The following is a 15221-nucleotide window of genomic DNA, read 5'->3' on the forward strand; positions in this document are numbered from 1 at the left end:
GTCCTTTATGATTAATGATGAGAAAACGTGGAAATCGAACTTTGATTTAAACGCGTTTTCTCATTTTTAGGCTTGTTAGTACCGTCTATACCGTTTATAATGAAAAGTAAGACTATGACTGTAAAGGATGTGCTAATGATGGTTTCATCTAAATTACCTGTGTATCTTCAAATACATGATGAGATAAAAAGTAAAATTGTAGCTGGACATTGGAATATTGGGGACCGCCTTCCATCGGAAAGAGAATTATCAGAAGTCTTTGGTGTTAGCCGTATGACATTAAGACAAGCGATTCAAACACTTGCAGATGAAGGGATTTTGGAGAGAAAAGTTGGTTCAGGAACTTATGTTGCTCAACGAAAAGTTAAGGAAACGATGCTTGGAACAACAAGTTTTTCTAAAATTGTTGCATCTCAAGGGAGTATTCCTTCAAGTCGAACGATTTCTTATTTTGTCACAAAACCTAGTTCGAGTGAGATGGAGCGCCTTCAGATTGGTAAAGATGATGAAATTGTTAAAATGGAAAGAATACGTTATGCTGATGACATCCCAATTTGTTTTGAAGTTGCAAGCATTCCCTATCAAATTATAGCTGAATTTGATAAAACCGAAATTACTAAGTCTTTGTATACTGCTTTAGAAAAACAAGGACACAAACGAATTGGAAAATCTTCCCAAACGATATCTGCTTTAATTGCTTCAGAAAAAATAGCTGATTATTTAGAAATAAAAAAAGGTGATGCAGTTTTACGGTTACGTCAAGTCTCCTGCTTTTTAGATGGTCAACCTTTTGAATACGTTCGAAGTCAATATGTAGGAGAACGCTTTGAGTTTTTCTTAGAAAAATAAAACAAGGATTATGATTAATATTTTTTTAATCGTAATCCTTTTTATGTTAAGTTAAATCTAATTCAATGTAGTCTGTATTTCCTAAAGATAGTTCACATTGGTTGTTTAGGAGATTGATCAGTTTCTCTTGAATGTTTTTTACGTTATCTTCATCAACCATAATAATTAAAGTGACTTTATCTGTAAATTGACTTTCTTTGATAATGAGTTCTTCTTGCTGGGTAAAATATTCTACTTTACTATGATTAGAGTATTCAATTTTGACGATTAATTCTTGTTGCAAAGTTCCCTCAACAAGTCCTACATTAAGTAATGCCTCTGAAACAGATTGGCTATAGGCACGAATTAAACCACCGGCACCTAGTTTAGTACCTCCAAAATAGCGGGTAACAACAGCTAAGACATTTTGAAGTTCTTTGACTTTTAATACTTCTAACATCGGGACACCAGCAGTACCACTGGGTTCACCATCGTCGCTAGAGCGTTGGATTTCTTGATTTTCACCAAGAACATAGGCCGAGCAATTGTGGTTCGCTTTCCAATGTTCTTTTTTTATCTTTGTGATGATACTTTTGGCCTGTTCTTCATCTTTGATTCGATAAAGAGAACAAATGAAACGTGATTTTTTTATTTCAATTTCATAAATACTATCTTTTTTTATGGTATAGTAATGAGATGACATGATAAAAACCTCCAATGTTAGTTATAGAAAGGAATGTTATTGTGCAGAAAAAAAAATAAATTTATTACTACTTTGCTCGCTTTTCTTTGTTTTAATCGGCTGTCAAAAACAGCAGCAACCTAAGGAGCATAAAAGTAAATCGCCAGAAGATGCTCTTATTTATACGTTTGATTTTGATAAGCAAGATTATCAGTTTAGATTATTAGATGGTTGGATTAAGTTTCCAGAAAAAGATTCAAAGGTTGCTTTTTTTGTGGCTAACAAAGAGAAAAAAGCGTTTATGTCTGCAGGATTTGAAGAGAAAAAAGCACTGACTCTCACCCAGTACACAGAAACTTTTGTTAATAAGGTAACGGATGCAGGTGGTAAGATTAAAATAAAACCTGAAGCTAAGAAATTAAATGGAAAGTCCGCTGAATATTTAGGGTTTCAATTGCAAGATCAGAAAAAACGTTGGTTAACTTATCGTTCTTATTTGATAGAGATGGATCAATATTATATTAATCTTGCTGCTTGGACAAGTGATGAGAACCCAGATCAAGCCTTAATCGACGAGCTAAATACCATGTTATCACAATTTAAAGAAGTTGATAATGAATAAAAAAATAAAAAGACGAGAGACACACCCCAGTTTTGTAGTGAGTTCTCAGTCTTTTTTGTTTTATTTAAGGAGCTGAGCAGTTAGCCAGTCGTATAAATCATACATGATTTCTTCTTGCTCCTGCTCATTTAAAATTTCATGTCGTAGTTCGTGATATTGTCTTAAAGTGACATTATTAAAATAATGATCACTTAAATCCATAGCTACTTTACGAGGGCCTTTCCCATATTGACCTACCGGGTCTTGCTCACCGCTAATAATGAGGATAGGCAAATCAGTTCGAATGGTTTGATACCAATTTTTTTTAGTTGCTTCATCCATTAAGGAAACGAGAGTATAAAAACCATTGTTAGTGAAGATAAAACCTAATTTATCATTTTTTTCATAGCAAGAGACATTTTCTTCATCTTTAGATAGCCATGCCATTTTTGAATTTGGGCGATGGATTTTTTTATTAAATTGACCAAACATTAACTGATGAACTCCACGGTTGACGATTTTTGGGCTAATGGTATTTAGCCCCTTAAGTAATTTTCTTAGCACTTTTATTTCATCACGTCGTCCACTGGTTCCCATTAAGATCGCACCGTCAATTTGTTGACTATATTTCTTTAGGTAATTTCTTAGAACGAAAGATCCCATACTGTGACCTAAAATAAAGAGGGGAACGTTTGGATATCTTTTTTTTACGTAATCGGTGATTTGATAAGTATCTTCAATCAAAATCGACGTCGCATTTTTTGAAGAAAAATAACCGTAAAGCGGATTTTCGGGATCAACAGAATCACCGTGCCCTAAGTGATCATGACCTATCACTAAAATCCGTTGTTGATTAAAAAAGTCAGCTAAGGGCTCATAGCGCTCAATAAATTCAGCCATGCCATGAACAACTTGAAGAATAGCTTTAGGCTGAGAAGTGATTTCTGGTTGCCAAATAATCCCATTTAAATCGGTCTTTTCATCCATAGACTCAATGACAAAAAATTTTTTCATGTTAAATCCTTTCCTTTACGTATTTTAAATTGAATACTATTATTATAGTCTATTTATTGTCAGACAACTAGTCATTCGATTATTCTTTTAAAGGAGTTTAAGAAATGAAACCTAAATTGGAAGAACTTTATGGTAGGCGTTTGCTGTATAAAGATTTGGAAAAATTAAATATTTCTCAAGAAGTATTTAATTATTTATCTCATTCATTATCAATGGTTGAGGAAGATGAAAAAATTATCTGTGTTCGTTGTGGGACGGAATATTTAAAAAAAGATGTGAAATTAAGTCTTCCAAATAGTTATTATTGTCCAGAATGCCTCATTTTAGGTAGAGTCGATACTTTGTCTGAATTATATTATTATCGTCAGAAAAAAGGTCGAAAACATAAGGTTGATTTTACTTGGCAAGGTCATTTGACGAAAAAACAGAAAAAAGTAGCTTCAGAATTAGTTCAATCTTATCGTCATCGGAAAAATCATTTAGTTCATGCTGTGACGGGAGCAGGGAAAACTGAGATGCTTTTTCCATTAATTCAAAAAATATTATCTGAAGGAAAACAAGTCGCAATTGCAAGTCCAAGAGTGGATGTTTGTTTGGAGCTTTATCCTCGTCTTCAGAAAGCGTTTCAAAAAGAAAAAATTATTTTATTATATGGAGAGGCTAAAGAAAAATATACATATGCTCCTTTTGTCATTTGTACAACTCATCAGTTACTTCGTTTTTATCATGCGTTTGATGTCATTATACTAGATGAAGTAGATGCTTTTCCTTATGCTGAAAATGTAGCGTTACATTATGGAACCTTTCAAGCAAAAAAAAGACAAGGCTGTCTATTTTTTTTAACAGCGACACCTAGCCCTAGAGATTATAAGTTTATTGAAGAAAGTCAGGGGAATATTAGTTGTTTATTCCAGCGGTTTCATGGTTTTCCTTTACCAGTCCCACGAGAGATTTGGATTTGGCGATTGAGTCAAAAAATAAATGAAAATAATTGTCCTATCAAATTATTAAAAATATTAAAAAAACAACACCGTCATTTATTAGTTTTTTTCCCAAGTATTGCACTTTTAAAAAAAGGTTATCAATTATTAAAACGTCTTTTTCCTAGAAAAAGACTTGCTTTTGTTTATTCGAGTGATCTTTATCGTGAAGAAAAAGTTTTGAAAATGCGTATGGGTAAAATCGATTGGTTGTTAACTACGACAATTTTAGAAAGAGGGGTTACATTTGCTAATATTGATGTGCTTGTGATTCAAGCAGATCATCCAGTATTTAATCCATCTAGTTTAGTTCAAATTGCCGGACGAGTGGGAAGGTCTCCACAATTTCCAACGGGATCTGTTTATTTTATACATAGTGGTAAAAGTCGAGCAATGAAACAAGCAATTCTTCAAATCAAAGAGATGAATGCAAATGATTAAACAAAATAAATGTGCCATTTGTCAAAAGCCATTTACCCATTCAGTCAAATTGTTAGAATTAATTAACTTTCAGCCTTTTTTATTTAATCAATGTTGCCAGCCTTGTTATCAAGAGTTTTTAAAAATTGATTTGAGTAAAAAACACTGTCCTTATTGTTTAAAACAGTTAGATAAAACTCAATCGATTTGTAGTGATTGTTTAAGGTGGAAGAAAGAAAATAAAAATAAGTTTGTTTATCACACGTCGTTGTTTTATTACACGGATTCGATGAGTACTTTTTTTAGTCATTATAAATTTGAAGGAAATCTCGAATTAGCGAAAGTTTTTGCTTGGGACCTGTTTAGTTATTTAAAACCCCTGTTAAAAGAATATACATTAGTCCCTATTCCATTAGCGCCAAATACCTTTCAACAAAGAGGGTTTAATCAAGTGATTGAATTATTAAGCAGTGGTGGACTCTCTTATGATAATTTTTTAATTAAACCAAAAGAAACAATCAGTCAAACTAAAAAGTCAAAAAAAGAACGTTTATCTTTAGAGCAACCTTTTTTATGGAATCCAACCTATAAAAAAGTTGAAAATAAAAAAAAGATTATATTAGTCGATGATATTTATACAACAGGCAAAACAATAGCATGTGCTCGACAATGTTTGTTAAATAAAGGATTTAAGAACATACGCTCATTTTCGTTAGCTCGATAAATAACTTGTGAAACCGATTTTTTAGTTAAGATATTTGTCATTTAAAGGAAAATTGGTTATAATATAGATGAAAAGACATGGGAGATAAGAGTGGTCCTTTCTTTCATTTCTTTTACTGAGATAGGTAGGCGAAAGGGGCAATTAATATGTTTAGATATAATGTACGTGGAGAAAATATTGAAGTAACTCAAGCGATTAGAGAATACGTTGAGAAAAAAATCGGTAAACTTGAAAGATACTTCCAAGATGCACCAGAATCTACAGCACATGTGAATTTAAAAGTTTATTCTGATAAAACGGCTAAAGTTGAAGTGACTATTCCACTTCCGTATTTAGTTTTAAGAGCTGAAGAAACATCACCAGATTTGTATGCAAGTATCGATTTGGTAGCTGATAAATTAGAACGTCAAATCAGAAAATACAAAACTAAAATTAATCGCAAATCTCGTCAAGTTGTAAATAGCATACCATTAGTTGCTACTCCAGAAGTTGAAGCTATTGAAGAACCAAGTTTAGAAATTGTTCGTACGAAACGTTTATCATTGAAACCAATGGATAGTGAAGAAGCGGTTTTACAAATGAACATGTTAGGACACAACTTCTTCATCTTTGAAGATGCTGAAACTAACGGAACAAGTATTGTTTATCAACGTAAAGATGGTAAATACGGTTTAATTGAAACAAATTAAATCTTTAAAAGTGATGAAAACCCATGATAACTCATGGGTTTTCATCACTTTTATAACATTTTATCGAACTTTTATGAATAATTGGTTTAATTTTGTAATAACTAATGCTAAAATGTATAAGATGACCTCATTATAAAAAACAATAGAATACTGATGAGAGGGTAGGATTTAATTACATGGCAAACTTTTTAAAGAAATTAATAGAAAATGATAAAAAAGAATTAAAGAGATTAGGTCGAATTGCAGACCAAGTTGAAAGTTTTAAAGATGAAATTGAAAAATTAACAGACGAGGAGCTTCAGACGAAAACTGAAGAGTTTAAAACACGTTATCAAAAAGGTGAAACTTTAGATCAATTATTACCAGAAACTTTTGCGGTAGTTCGTGAAGCTGCAAAACGAGTTTTAGGTCTATTCCCTTATAAAGTACAATTAATGGGTGGAATTGTGTTACATGATGGTAACATCCCAGAAATGAAAACAGGTGAAGGAAAAACGCTAACTGCAACAATGCCTGTTTACTTAAATGCAATTTCGGGTAAAGGAGTTCACGTTGTTACAGTTAACGAGTACTTAGCAACTCGTGATGCCAATGAAATGGGAGAGCTATATAATTTCTTAGGTTTGACGGTAGGGTTAAACATCAACTCTAAAGATTCTGAAGAAAAACGTTTAGCTTACAATTGTGATATCACTTATTCAACAAATAATGAGTTAGGTTTTGATTATTTGAGAGACAACATGGTTGTCTATCGTGATCAGATGGTTCAACGTCCATTAAACTTTGCAGTCGTAGATGAGGTCGACTCAATTTTAATAGATGAAGCCCGAACACCATTAATTATTTCTGGACAAGCAGAAAAATCAACAGCAATGTATAATCGCGCAGATAGTTTTATCAAAACATTGAAAAATGAAGAAGATTATAAAATCGACGTGCAATCAAAAACAATCGCGTTAACTGAAGAAGGAATTTCTAAATCAGAAAAACATTTCAATTTAGACAATCTTTATGATATCGAAAATACATCATTAACACATTATTTAGATCAATCATTGAGAGCAAACTTTATCATGATTAAAGATATTGATTATGTTGTTCAAGACAACAAAGTTATGATTGTTGACCAATTTACTGGACGTATTATGGATGGTCGCCGCTATTCTGATGGTTTACATCAAGCAATCGAAGCAAAAGAAGGCGTAGAGATTGAAGATGAAACTAAAACATTAGCTAATATTACGTTCCAAAACTATTTCCGTATGTACAATAAATTATCTGGAATGACTGGTACGGCAAAAACAGAAGAAGAAGAATTCCGTGAAATTTATAATATGCACGTTATTCAAATTCCGACAAACCGTCCAATTGTCAGAAATGATCGTCAAGATTTACTTTATCCAACCTTAACGAGTAAATTTAAAGCTGTCGTTGCAGATATTAAAGAGCGTCATCTCAAAGGACAACCAATTTTAGTTGGTACCGTAGCAGTTGAAACGTCTGAATTACTTTCAGATTTGTTAAATAAGGCCAATGTTCCCCACCAAATCTTAAATGCGAAAAACCATTTTAGAGAAGCGGAGATAATCATGAATGCGGGTCAAAAAGGGTCAGTTACGATTGCAACAAATATGGCGGGTCGTGGTACTGATATTCGTTTAGGCCAAGGAGTTATCGAAGCAGGTGGTTTAGCCGTTATCGGGACTGAGCGACATGAGTCACGCCGTATTGATAATCAGTTACGTGGTCGAGCAGGACGTCAAGGTGATCCTGGAGAAACTCAATTTTATCTTTCATTAGAAGATGACTTAATGAAACGTTTTGGTTCAGAAAGAATAAAAGCCTTTTTAGATCGTTTAAATATGGAAGATGAAGATGCTGTTATTCAAAGTAAAATGTTAAGTAAACAAGTGGAAGGTGCTCAAAAGCGTGTGGAGGGTAATAACTACGATACTCGTAAAAATGTTCTTCAATATGATGACGTAATGCGTGAACAACGTGAGGTTATTTATAAGCAACGTTATCAAGTAATCACTGCAGATAGTGATTTAGAAGAAGTCCTTTTAGGTATGGTCGAACGTACAGTCGCTCGTTATGTTGAGGGGCACACACAAGGAGAAAAACAAGATTGGAATTTACAAGGCCTTGTTGATTTTGTGGGCTTAACTATTGCGCATGAAGATTCAATTTCATTAAATGATTTTGAAGGCAAAACACCTGAAGAAATAAAAGCTCTTATTTTTGCTAGAGCAAAAGAAAATTATTCTGAAAAAGTTGAAATTCTAAGTAGTGAAGATCAATTATTAGAATTCCAAAAGGTAGTTATTTTAAGAGTAGTTGACCAAAAATGGACAGATCATATTGACGCGATGGATCAATTAAGAGAATCAATTGGTTTGCGTGCGTATGGACAAAACAATCCGCTCGTTGATTATCAAACGGAAGGTTACCAAATGTTCGAAGAGATGGTCGGTGCAATTGAGTATGAAGTGACCCGTCTCTTTATGAAATCAGAAATTCGTCAAAATGTTCAGAGAGAACAAGTCACACAGGGTGAAGCAGTTCACCCAACACAAGAACAAGGTCAAGTAGCAAATGATGAAAAGAAAAGACCTGTTCGTGTCGATGAAAAAATTGGACGTAACGAACTATGTCCATGTGGCAGTGGTAAGAAATATAAAAATTGTCACGGTAAACCAGCATAAAAAAGAAATGACGACTTAGTGAAACTGAGTCGTTTTCCTTTTTGAAAGGATGATTGAAATGGAAACTTATGAAATAAATCAAAAACTAAGTGAGTTTAAAGTCAAAATCGATAATTTTAGGGGGTCTCTTTGACTTAGAAGAGTTAGAAGAGAGACTTGCAGAAGCTGATTATCAGATGTCGCAACCTGATTTTTGGAATGATTCAGAAAAAGCTCAAGTTTTTATTGATGAAAATAATAATATCAAAGCAAAATATGAAACATTCAAAGAGTTAGAGGTTCAGTTAGACGACTTGCTTACTCTGAATGAGATGCTACAAGAAGAACCCGATCAAGACATGCAACTTGAGCTAGTCGAGCAAATACAATCATTTAAGCAAGTTATCGAGGCATATGAGTTAGAACAGTTGTTAAGTGAGCCTTATGATAAAAATAATGCTATCCTAGAATTACATCCAGGTGCTGGAGGAACAGAATCTCAAGATTGGGGAAGTATGCTTTTAAGAATGTATCATCGGTGGGCGGATCAAAAAGGTTTTAAAGTAGAAACTTTAGATTATCTTGCTGGAGATGAAGCAGGAATTAAAAGTGTCACTTTGTTAATCAAAGGATACAATGCTTATGGTTATTTAAAATCAGAAAAAGGCGTTCATCGTTTGGTGCGAATTTCACCTTTTGATTCGAATAGTCGACGTCATACGTCTTTCTGTTCTGTTGATGTGATGCCTGAATTGACAGATAACATTGATATTCAAATTAAATCAGATGATTTAAAAGTGGATACCTATCGAGCTAGTGGTGCAGGTGGGCAGCATGTAAATAAGACTGAATCTGCTGTACGTATTACTCATGTGCCATCAGGTGTGATCGTTGCAAGTCAAGCTCAGCGGTCACAACTTAAAAACCGAGAACAAGCGATGTCCATGTTAAAAGCCAAACTGTATCAATTAGAAATTGAGAAAAAGGAACAAGAAGCGGCGCAACTAAGAGGAGAACAGTTAGAAATTGGTTGGGGTTCTCAAATTCGCTCATATGTTTTCCATCCTTATTCAATGGTTAAAGATCATCGAACTAATTTTGAAGTGGGGAATACCGAGCCGATAATGGATGGAAATATAGATGGATTTATAGATGCTTATTTACGATGGAAGAATAATTAGTAAATGACATATAAATGTAATGAATTCATCGTAGTAAGGTCATCTAGTCATGATATAATGTATAAGATAAATTGAATTAAAATAAAAAGTCGGGGAGAATATCAATGATTGAAATGAAAAAAGTAACCAAAAAATATTCGAACGGTACGACTGCTTTAAGAAACATAACCGTAAATATTAATCAAGGTGAATTTGTATATGTAGTAGGCCCGAGTGGTGCTGGAAAATCTACTTTTATTAAAATGATGTATCGCGAGGAAAGAGCAACTAAAGGAGCTTTAAATGTTTGTGGTTATGATTTGTTAACGATTCGTAATCGAAATATACCTTATTTACGACGTGAGATAGGCATTGTTTTCCAGGATTATAAATTATTAACACAGAAGACAGTTTATGAAAATGTGGCCTATGCTATGCAGGTAATTGGTAAAAAACCTAGAGAAGTTAAGAAAAGAGTATTAGAGGTTCTATCTTTAGTTGGCTTAAAACATAAAGTGAGAGTTTTTCCTACAGAATTATCGGGTGGGGAACAACAACGTGTCGCTATTGCAAGAGCAATTGTCAACACACCCAAAGTTTTGATTGCAGATGAACCAACCGGAAATTTAGATCCAGAAAATTCGTGGGAAATTATGGAGTTGTTAGAACGAATTAACAGTCAGGGAACAACGATTGTGATGGCAACTCACAACAGTACCATTGTTAATACTATTCGTCATCGTGTATTGGCGATAGAAAATGGACGAATCACTCGAGATCAAGACGAGGGGGATTATGGTTACGATGATTAGAAACTTTTTTAGACATATAGGAAGTGCTTTAAAAAATTTAAAACGTAATGGTTGGATGACGATGGCTTCATTAAGTGCTGTATCGATTACATTAACTTTAGTGGGTGTTTTTCTAGCCGTCATTTTAAATGTGAGTAAGGTTGCAGATGATATTAAAGATAATGTTGATATCTCTGTCTTTGTTGAAATTGGAACTTCTGAAGAAGATACACAAAAATTGGGTGAAGAGTTAAACAATATTGAAGGTGTAAAAAAAGTTTTATTTTCTAGTAAGGAAAATGAATATAAAAAACTAACGGATAAATTGGGTGATACGTTTAAATTATTTGATGGAGACGATAACCCATTATATGATGTTTTTGTTTTAACACCAGAAAATACAGATAATATTCAAGCTGTCCAAAAAGAAGTAACAACATTACCGAATGTTGATAAAGCTGACTATGGTGGAAAAAAATCAGATAAATTATTTACGCTTTCTAAAAATGTTAGACTTTGGGGAACAGTTGCAGGTGCATTTTTAATCATTGTTGCCATTTTCTTGATTTCTAATACCATTCGAATTACAATTATTTCAAGAAAACGAGAAATTCAAATTATGCGATTAGTGGGAGCTAAAAACGGTTATATTCGTTGGCCATTTTTCTTAGAAGGTGCTTTTATAGGTGTGATTGGCTCAATTATCCCATTATTATTAATTTCATTTGGTTATTCTCAAGTGTATTATTTATTTGCAAAAAATATGATGACTTACGATTTAATTCGACCTACCCATTTAGTACTTCAAATTAATGCTATGTTAGTGATTATTGGAGTAGTGATTGGATCCGTTGGTTCAGTTTTCTCAATGCGTCGGTTCTTAAGAATTTAGATAGAACGTTAATTAAAAGAGACGGATAAAAAACGATAAGAGTTTTTTATCCGTCTTTTATTGTCTGAAGGGAATTATTTAATTTCAGTTTTAAATGTTACTTAAATTTGAATTCTATTAAAAAGACAAAAAGTATGTAAAATCAATGTAAAATGACTTGCAATTTAACATCTATAATTATATGTTTAGATTGAGGAAATTAATATGAAAAGTGAATGTAAATTTAGGAGGCAAGCCTTGTGAAAAATGTAATGAAACTTGTGCTGTTATTTGGTTTAACGATCATCTTAGCAAGTTGTGGGAAAATTGATAATGGAGAGTCAATAAATGCAGTTGGTTCTTCGGCAATGCAACCCTTGGTAGAAGCTGCGGGAGAACAATACAGTAGTAATAATTTAGGTAAATTTATTAATGTACAAGGCGGCGGAAGTGGAACTGGCTTAAGTCAAGTTCAGTCAGGAGCTGTTGAAATCGGAAATTCAGATTTATTTGCGGAAGAAAAAGCGGGAATTGATGCTAAAGAACTCGTTGATCACCGTGTGGCAGTCGTTGGCTTAACACCAATCGTTAATAAAAAAGTGGGAATTAAGGACATTTCACTGGATGATTTAGGTAAAGTATTTACTGGTGAAGTAACTAATTGGAAAGAAGTTGGCGGTAAGGATATTCCAATTGTCTTAATTAATCGAGCATCAGGAAGTGGTAGTCGGTATACGTTTGAACAGTGGGTTTTGAAAGGCAAAGACTCAAAACCTTCTCAAGAGCAAGAATCAACAGGAATGGTTCGTCAAATTGTAAGTACAACACCGGGAGCCATAAGTTATGTTGCTTTCTCTTACGTGACAAAAGAAGTAGGCACACTAACCATTGATGGTATAAAACCAACTGAGGAAAATGTGATGGATAATAAATGGATTATTTGGTCATATGAACATATGTATACTAAAGGGGAGCCTAAAGGTCTAACTAAAGACTTTTTGGAATATATGCAAACGAAAGAAGTTCAAGAAGAGATTGTTCCTCAACTAGGCTATATCCCAGTTTCAAAAATGAACGTTGAAAGAGATGCAACCGGAAAGTTGAAATAATTATTTCTAAAACCTATCACTAGGAGGAAGTTTTGTGGAAGATTTACAACAGAAATTACTAAAGAAGTCGAAAAAGGCAAAATTAGAACGTTTTGGAAAAACGATTAGTTTTCTTGCTATCTTGTTAATTGTTTTAGTCGTTATCGCCATTTTTTATTTTGTAGCAAGTAAAGGGTTAGCAACATTTTTTGTCGATAAAGTAAATGTTTTTGATTTTATCTTTGGTAAAGAATGGAACCCGAGTCAAGTTGGTGAAAATGGTAAGCCTTTAGTTGGTGCTTTTCCAATGCTAGCAGGCTCATTTATCGTTACTTTTTTATCAGCATTAATAGCCACTCCGTTTGCCATTGGTGCGGCTGTTTTCATGACCGAGATTTCACCTAAATTAGGAACAAAAATACTTCAACCCGTTATTGAGTTATTAGTAGGGATCCCTTCTGTTGTTTATGGGTTTATTGGGTTATCCGTTATTGTTCCTCTCGTTCGAAATGTTTTTGGAGGATCTGGTTTTGGTATTTTAGCAGGAACCTTTGTTTTATTTGTTATGATTTTACCAACGGTGACATCAATGACAGTTGATGCTTTAAAATCAGTTCCAAGACATTATCGAGAAGCCTCTTTGGCTTTAGGTGCCACTCGTTGGCAAACGATTTATAAAGTAGTTTTACGAGCAGCAATTCCAGGTATTTTGACAGCCGTTGTTTTTGGAATGGCTCGTGCTTTTGGTGAAGCTTTAGCAATCCAAATGGTAATAGGAAATGCAGCGTTATTACCACATAATTTAATAACTCCAGCCTCAACATTAACGAGTGTTTTAACGATGGGAATTGGTAATACTATTATGGGTACGTTGGAAAATAACGTTCTTTGGTCGTTAGCTTTACTATTACTATTAATGTCACTTTTCTTTAATATTATTACTCGTCTAATTGGGAAGAAAGGGGCTATAAAGTAAATGAATGCAAAAAAAGCAGATAAAATTGCTACTGGTATCCTTTACGGAATTGCTGGAATTATTATCGCCATTTTAGCCAGTTTAATCCTTTATATATTAGTCAGAGGCGTGCCACATATTAGCATTAATTTCCTAACGCAACCTTCTAAGAGTTTTCAAGCAGGTGGGGGAATCGGTATTCAGTTGTTTAATTCATTTTATCTCCTAATTATCACAATGATTATTAGTATTCCCATTTCATTGGGGGCTGGTATTTATTTATCAGAGTATGCTAAGAAAAATTGGTTGACAAGTGTTATCAGAACATCAATTGAGGTTTTAAGTTCTTTGCCTTCTGTTGTTGTTGGTTTATTCGGTTTTTTAATTTTTGTTATTCAAGCGGGATTTGGTTTTTCAATTATATCTGGAGCTTTAGCTTTGACATTTTTTAATCTTCCATTGTTAACTAGAAATGTAGAAGAATCTCTAAAAGCAGTTCACTTTACTCAGCGTGAGGCTGGTTTAGCTTTAGGTTTATCTCGTTGGGAAACAGTCACAAAAGTAGTTATTCCAGAAGCATTACCTGGAATATTAACGGGTGTTATCCTTGGTGCAGGACGGATTTTTGGTGAAGCAGCAGCTTTAATTTATACTGCTGGCCAAAGTGCACCTGCGTTAGATTTTACTAATTGGAATCCATTGAGTATTTCAAGTCCTTTAAATATTTTTAGACAAGCAGAGACCTTAGCCGTTCATATTTGGAAAGTGAACAGTGAAGGAAATATGCCTGATGGCGCTCAAGTATCAGCTGGTGCTTCAGCAGTCTTGATTTTAGCCGTTCTAATCTTTAATTTTTCAGCACGATTTATCGGTAAGAAACTTCATAAGAAAATTACATCAGCGTGAGGCAGGTAAAGACATGAAAAAATATAATTTAGATGACACACACATTATCCAGTTTAATCCTAAAGAAAAAAAGATTGCTTTGGAAACAGAGAACGTTCGTGTATGGTATGGAGATAATGAAGCTATTAAAGGTGTTTCTTTACAATTCGAAAAAAATAAAATCACTTCTTTGATTGGACCATCTGGATGTGGAAAATCAACCTATTTACGCTCATTAAATCGAATGAATGATGAAATAGATAATACAAAAGTGACTGGAAAAATTATTTATGCCAATACTGATATTAATTCAAATGCAATTGATGTCTATGAGATGCGTAAACATATTGGGATGGTTTTTCAAAGACCTAATCCTTTTAGTAAGTCCATTTATGAAAATATAACATTTGCTTTAAAACAGCATGGTTTAAAAGATAAAAAAGAATTAGATGAAATTGTTGAAACTAGTTTAAAACAAGCAGCGCTTTGGGAACAGGTAAAAGATGATTTAAATAAGAGTGCACTTGCCCTTTCAGGAGGTCAGCAACAGCGATTATGTATTGCACGAGCAATCGCTATGAAACCAGATATTTTACTCTTAGATGAGCCCGCAAGTGCCCTAGATCCGATTTCAACAAGTACGGTAGAAGAAACATTACTTAACTTAAAGAAAAACTACACTATTGTTATTGTGACACATAATATGCAACAAGCTTCACGTATCAGTGATTATACTGCTTTCTTTTATATGGGCAAGGTTTTAGAGTATGATAAAACAAGAAAAATATTTACTAGACCAAAAATTCAATCAACGGAAGATTACGTTTCAGGTCACTTTGGTTAAGGAGG

General features: G+C 33.6%; 15 protein-coding genes. 13 read left to right on the top strand and 2 right to left on the bottom strand.

Annotation, left to right across the window (positions count from 1 at the left end; translation table 11 throughout):
- Positions 1-138 precede the first annotated feature (138 nt).
- On the top strand, positions 139-849 hold the full coding sequence (locus ACTJFD_RS04385) for a GntR family transcriptional regulator (protein ID WP_442259893.1): 711 nt from the start codon (positions 139-141) through the stop codon (positions 847-849).
- 46 nt (positions 850-895) lie between these two features.
- Here ACTJFD_RS04385 and ACTJFD_RS04390 read toward each other — a convergent pair whose 3' ends face one another.
- Positions 896-1531, bottom strand: a complete 636-nt coding sequence (locus ACTJFD_RS04390; RefSeq protein ID WP_442259894.1) for a YigZ family protein — start codon at positions 1529-1531, stop codon at positions 896-898.
- On the opposite strand from ACTJFD_RS04390, the gene ACTJFD_RS04395 reads away from it, so the two are divergent.
- Positions 1530-2132, top strand: a complete 603-nt coding sequence (locus tag ACTJFD_RS04395; protein ID WP_442259895.1) for a hypothetical protein — start codon at positions 1530-1532, stop codon at positions 2130-2132. The two genes, ACTJFD_RS04390 and ACTJFD_RS04395, sit on opposite strands and share 2 nt — an antisense overlap.
- Before the next feature lie 60 nt (positions 2133-2192).
- Here the strand turns inward: ACTJFD_RS04395 and ACTJFD_RS04400 are convergent, their stop codons facing one another.
- A complete protein-coding gene (locus ACTJFD_RS04400; RefSeq protein WP_442259896.1) occupies positions 2193-3125 on the bottom strand; it encodes an alpha/beta fold hydrolase in 933 nt (310 codons plus the stop codon).
- A 104-nt stretch (positions 3126-3229) separates the two neighbouring features.
- Here ACTJFD_RS04400 and ACTJFD_RS04405 point away from each other — a divergent pair, with 104 nt between their 5' ends.
- The 11 genes from ACTJFD_RS04405 to pstB all read left to right on the top strand — a co-directional run bounded on the left by ACTJFD_RS04405 (position 3230) and on the right by pstB (position 15216).
- On the top strand, positions 3230-4546 hold the full coding sequence (locus ACTJFD_RS04405) for a DEAD/DEAH box helicase (protein WP_442259897.1): 1317 nt from the start codon (positions 3230-3232) through the stop codon (positions 4544-4546).
- A complete protein-coding gene (locus ACTJFD_RS04410) occupies positions 4539-5249 on the top strand; it encodes a ComF family protein (RefSeq protein WP_442259898.1) in 711 nt (236 codons plus the stop codon). The genes ACTJFD_RS04405 and ACTJFD_RS04410 overlap by 8 nt, the downstream gene beginning before the upstream one ends.
- A 146-nt stretch (positions 5250-5395) precedes the next feature.
- A complete protein-coding gene (gene hpf, locus ACTJFD_RS04415; protein WP_442259899.1) occupies positions 5396-5938 on the top strand; it encodes a ribosome hibernation-promoting factor, HPF/YfiA family in 543 nt (180 codons plus the stop codon).
- Between the two features lie 176 nt (positions 5939-6114).
- Complete coding sequence (gene secA, locus ACTJFD_RS04420) at positions 6115-8643, top strand: preprotein translocase subunit SecA (protein WP_442259900.1); 2529 nt, start codon at positions 6115-6117, stop codon at positions 8641-8643.
- Between the two features lie 58 nt (positions 8644-8701).
- Positions 8702-9803 (top strand): peptide chain release factor 2 gene (gene prfB / locus ACTJFD_RS04425; RefSeq protein ID WP_442259901.1). Its coding sequence is split into 2 segments (ribosomal slippage): positions 8702-8773 and positions 8775-9803, totalling 1101 coding nucleotides; the frame shifts between segments, so codons are not numbered across the junction.
- 104 nt (positions 9804-9907) lie between these two features.
- Positions 9908-10594, top strand: a complete 687-nt coding sequence (gene ftsE, locus ACTJFD_RS04430; RefSeq protein WP_442259902.1) for a cell division ATP-binding protein FtsE — start codon at positions 9908-9910, stop codon at positions 10592-10594.
- On the top strand, positions 10587-11465 hold the full coding sequence (gene ftsX, locus ACTJFD_RS04435) for a permease-like cell division protein FtsX (protein ID WP_442259903.1): 879 nt from the start codon (positions 10587-10589) through the stop codon (positions 11463-11465). The genes ftsE and ftsX overlap by 8 nt, the downstream gene beginning before the upstream one ends.
- Positions 11466-11716: 251 nt before the next feature.
- The gene (locus ACTJFD_RS04440; protein ID WP_442259997.1) at positions 11717-12553 is read left to right on the top strand and encodes a phosphate ABC transporter substrate-binding protein PstS family protein; all 837 of its coding nucleotides are present in this window, start codon (positions 11717-11719) and stop codon (positions 12551-12553) included.
- Between the two features lie 34 nt (positions 12554-12587).
- On the top strand, positions 12588-13508 hold the full coding sequence (gene pstC, locus ACTJFD_RS04445; protein ID WP_442259904.1) for a phosphate ABC transporter permease subunit PstC: 921 nt from the start codon (positions 12588-12590) through the stop codon (positions 13506-13508).
- Complete coding sequence (gene pstA, locus ACTJFD_RS04450) at positions 13509-14393, top strand: phosphate ABC transporter permease PstA (protein ID WP_442259905.1); 885 nt, start codon at positions 13509-13511, stop codon at positions 14391-14393.
- Positions 14394-14406: 13 nt separating this feature from the next.
- Complete coding sequence (pstB, locus tag ACTJFD_RS04455; RefSeq protein ID WP_442259906.1) at positions 14407-15216, top strand: phosphate ABC transporter ATP-binding protein PstB; 810 nt, start codon at positions 14407-14409, stop codon at positions 15214-15216.
- Positions 15217-15221 lie beyond the last annotated feature (5 nt).

Source organism: Vagococcus sp. (assembly GCF_052102835.1).
In the GTDB taxonomy this organism is placed as follows: domain Bacteria; phylum Bacillota; class Bacilli; order Lactobacillales; family Vagococcaceae; genus Vagococcus.

Excerpts from the sequence above, each read along its gene's own strand:
- ACTJFD_RS04385 (WP_442259893.1), top strand. The coding sequence starts at position 139 with ATGGTTTCATCTAAATTACCTGTGTATCTTCAAATACATGATGAGATA.
- ACTJFD_RS04395 (WP_442259895.1), top strand. The coding sequence starts at position 1,530 with ATGATAAAAACCTCCAATGTTAGTTATAGAAAGGAATGTTATTGTGCA.
- ACTJFD_RS04390 (WP_442259894.1), bottom strand. The coding sequence starts at position 1,531 with ATGTCATCTCATTACTATACCATAAAAAAAGATAGTATTTATGAAATT.
- ACTJFD_RS04400 (WP_442259896.1), bottom strand. The coding sequence starts at position 3,125 with ATGAAAAAATTTTTTGTCATTGAGTCTATGGATGAAAAGACCGATTTA.
- ACTJFD_RS04405 (WP_442259897.1), top strand. The coding sequence starts at position 3,230 with ATGAAACCTAAATTGGAAGAACTTTATGGTAGGCGTTTGCTGTATAAA.
- ACTJFD_RS04410 (WP_442259898.1), top strand. The coding sequence starts at position 4,539 with ATGATTAAACAAAATAAATGTGCCATTTGTCAAAAGCCATTTACCCAT.
- hpf (WP_442259899.1), top strand. The coding sequence starts at position 5,396 with ATGTTTAGATATAATGTACGTGGAGAAAATATTGAAGTAACTCAAGCG.
- secA (WP_442259900.1), top strand. The coding sequence starts at position 6,115 with ATGGCAAACTTTTTAAAGAAATTAATAGAAAATGATAAAAAAGAATTA.
- ftsE (WP_442259902.1), top strand. The coding sequence starts at position 9,908 with ATGATTGAAATGAAAAAAGTAACCAAAAAATATTCGAACGGTACGACT.
- ftsX (WP_442259903.1), top strand. The coding sequence starts at position 10,587 with ATGATTAGAAACTTTTTTAGACATATAGGAAGTGCTTTAAAAAATTTA.
- ACTJFD_RS04440 (WP_442259997.1), top strand. The coding sequence starts at position 11,717 with ATGAAACTTGTGCTGTTATTTGGTTTAACGATCATCTTAGCAAGTTGT.
- pstA (WP_442259905.1), top strand. The coding sequence starts at position 13,509 with ATGAATGCAAAAAAAGCAGATAAAATTGCTACTGGTATCCTTTACGGA.
- pstB (WP_442259906.1), top strand. The coding sequence starts at position 14,407 with ATGAAAAAATATAATTTAGATGACACACACATTATCCAGTTTAATCCT.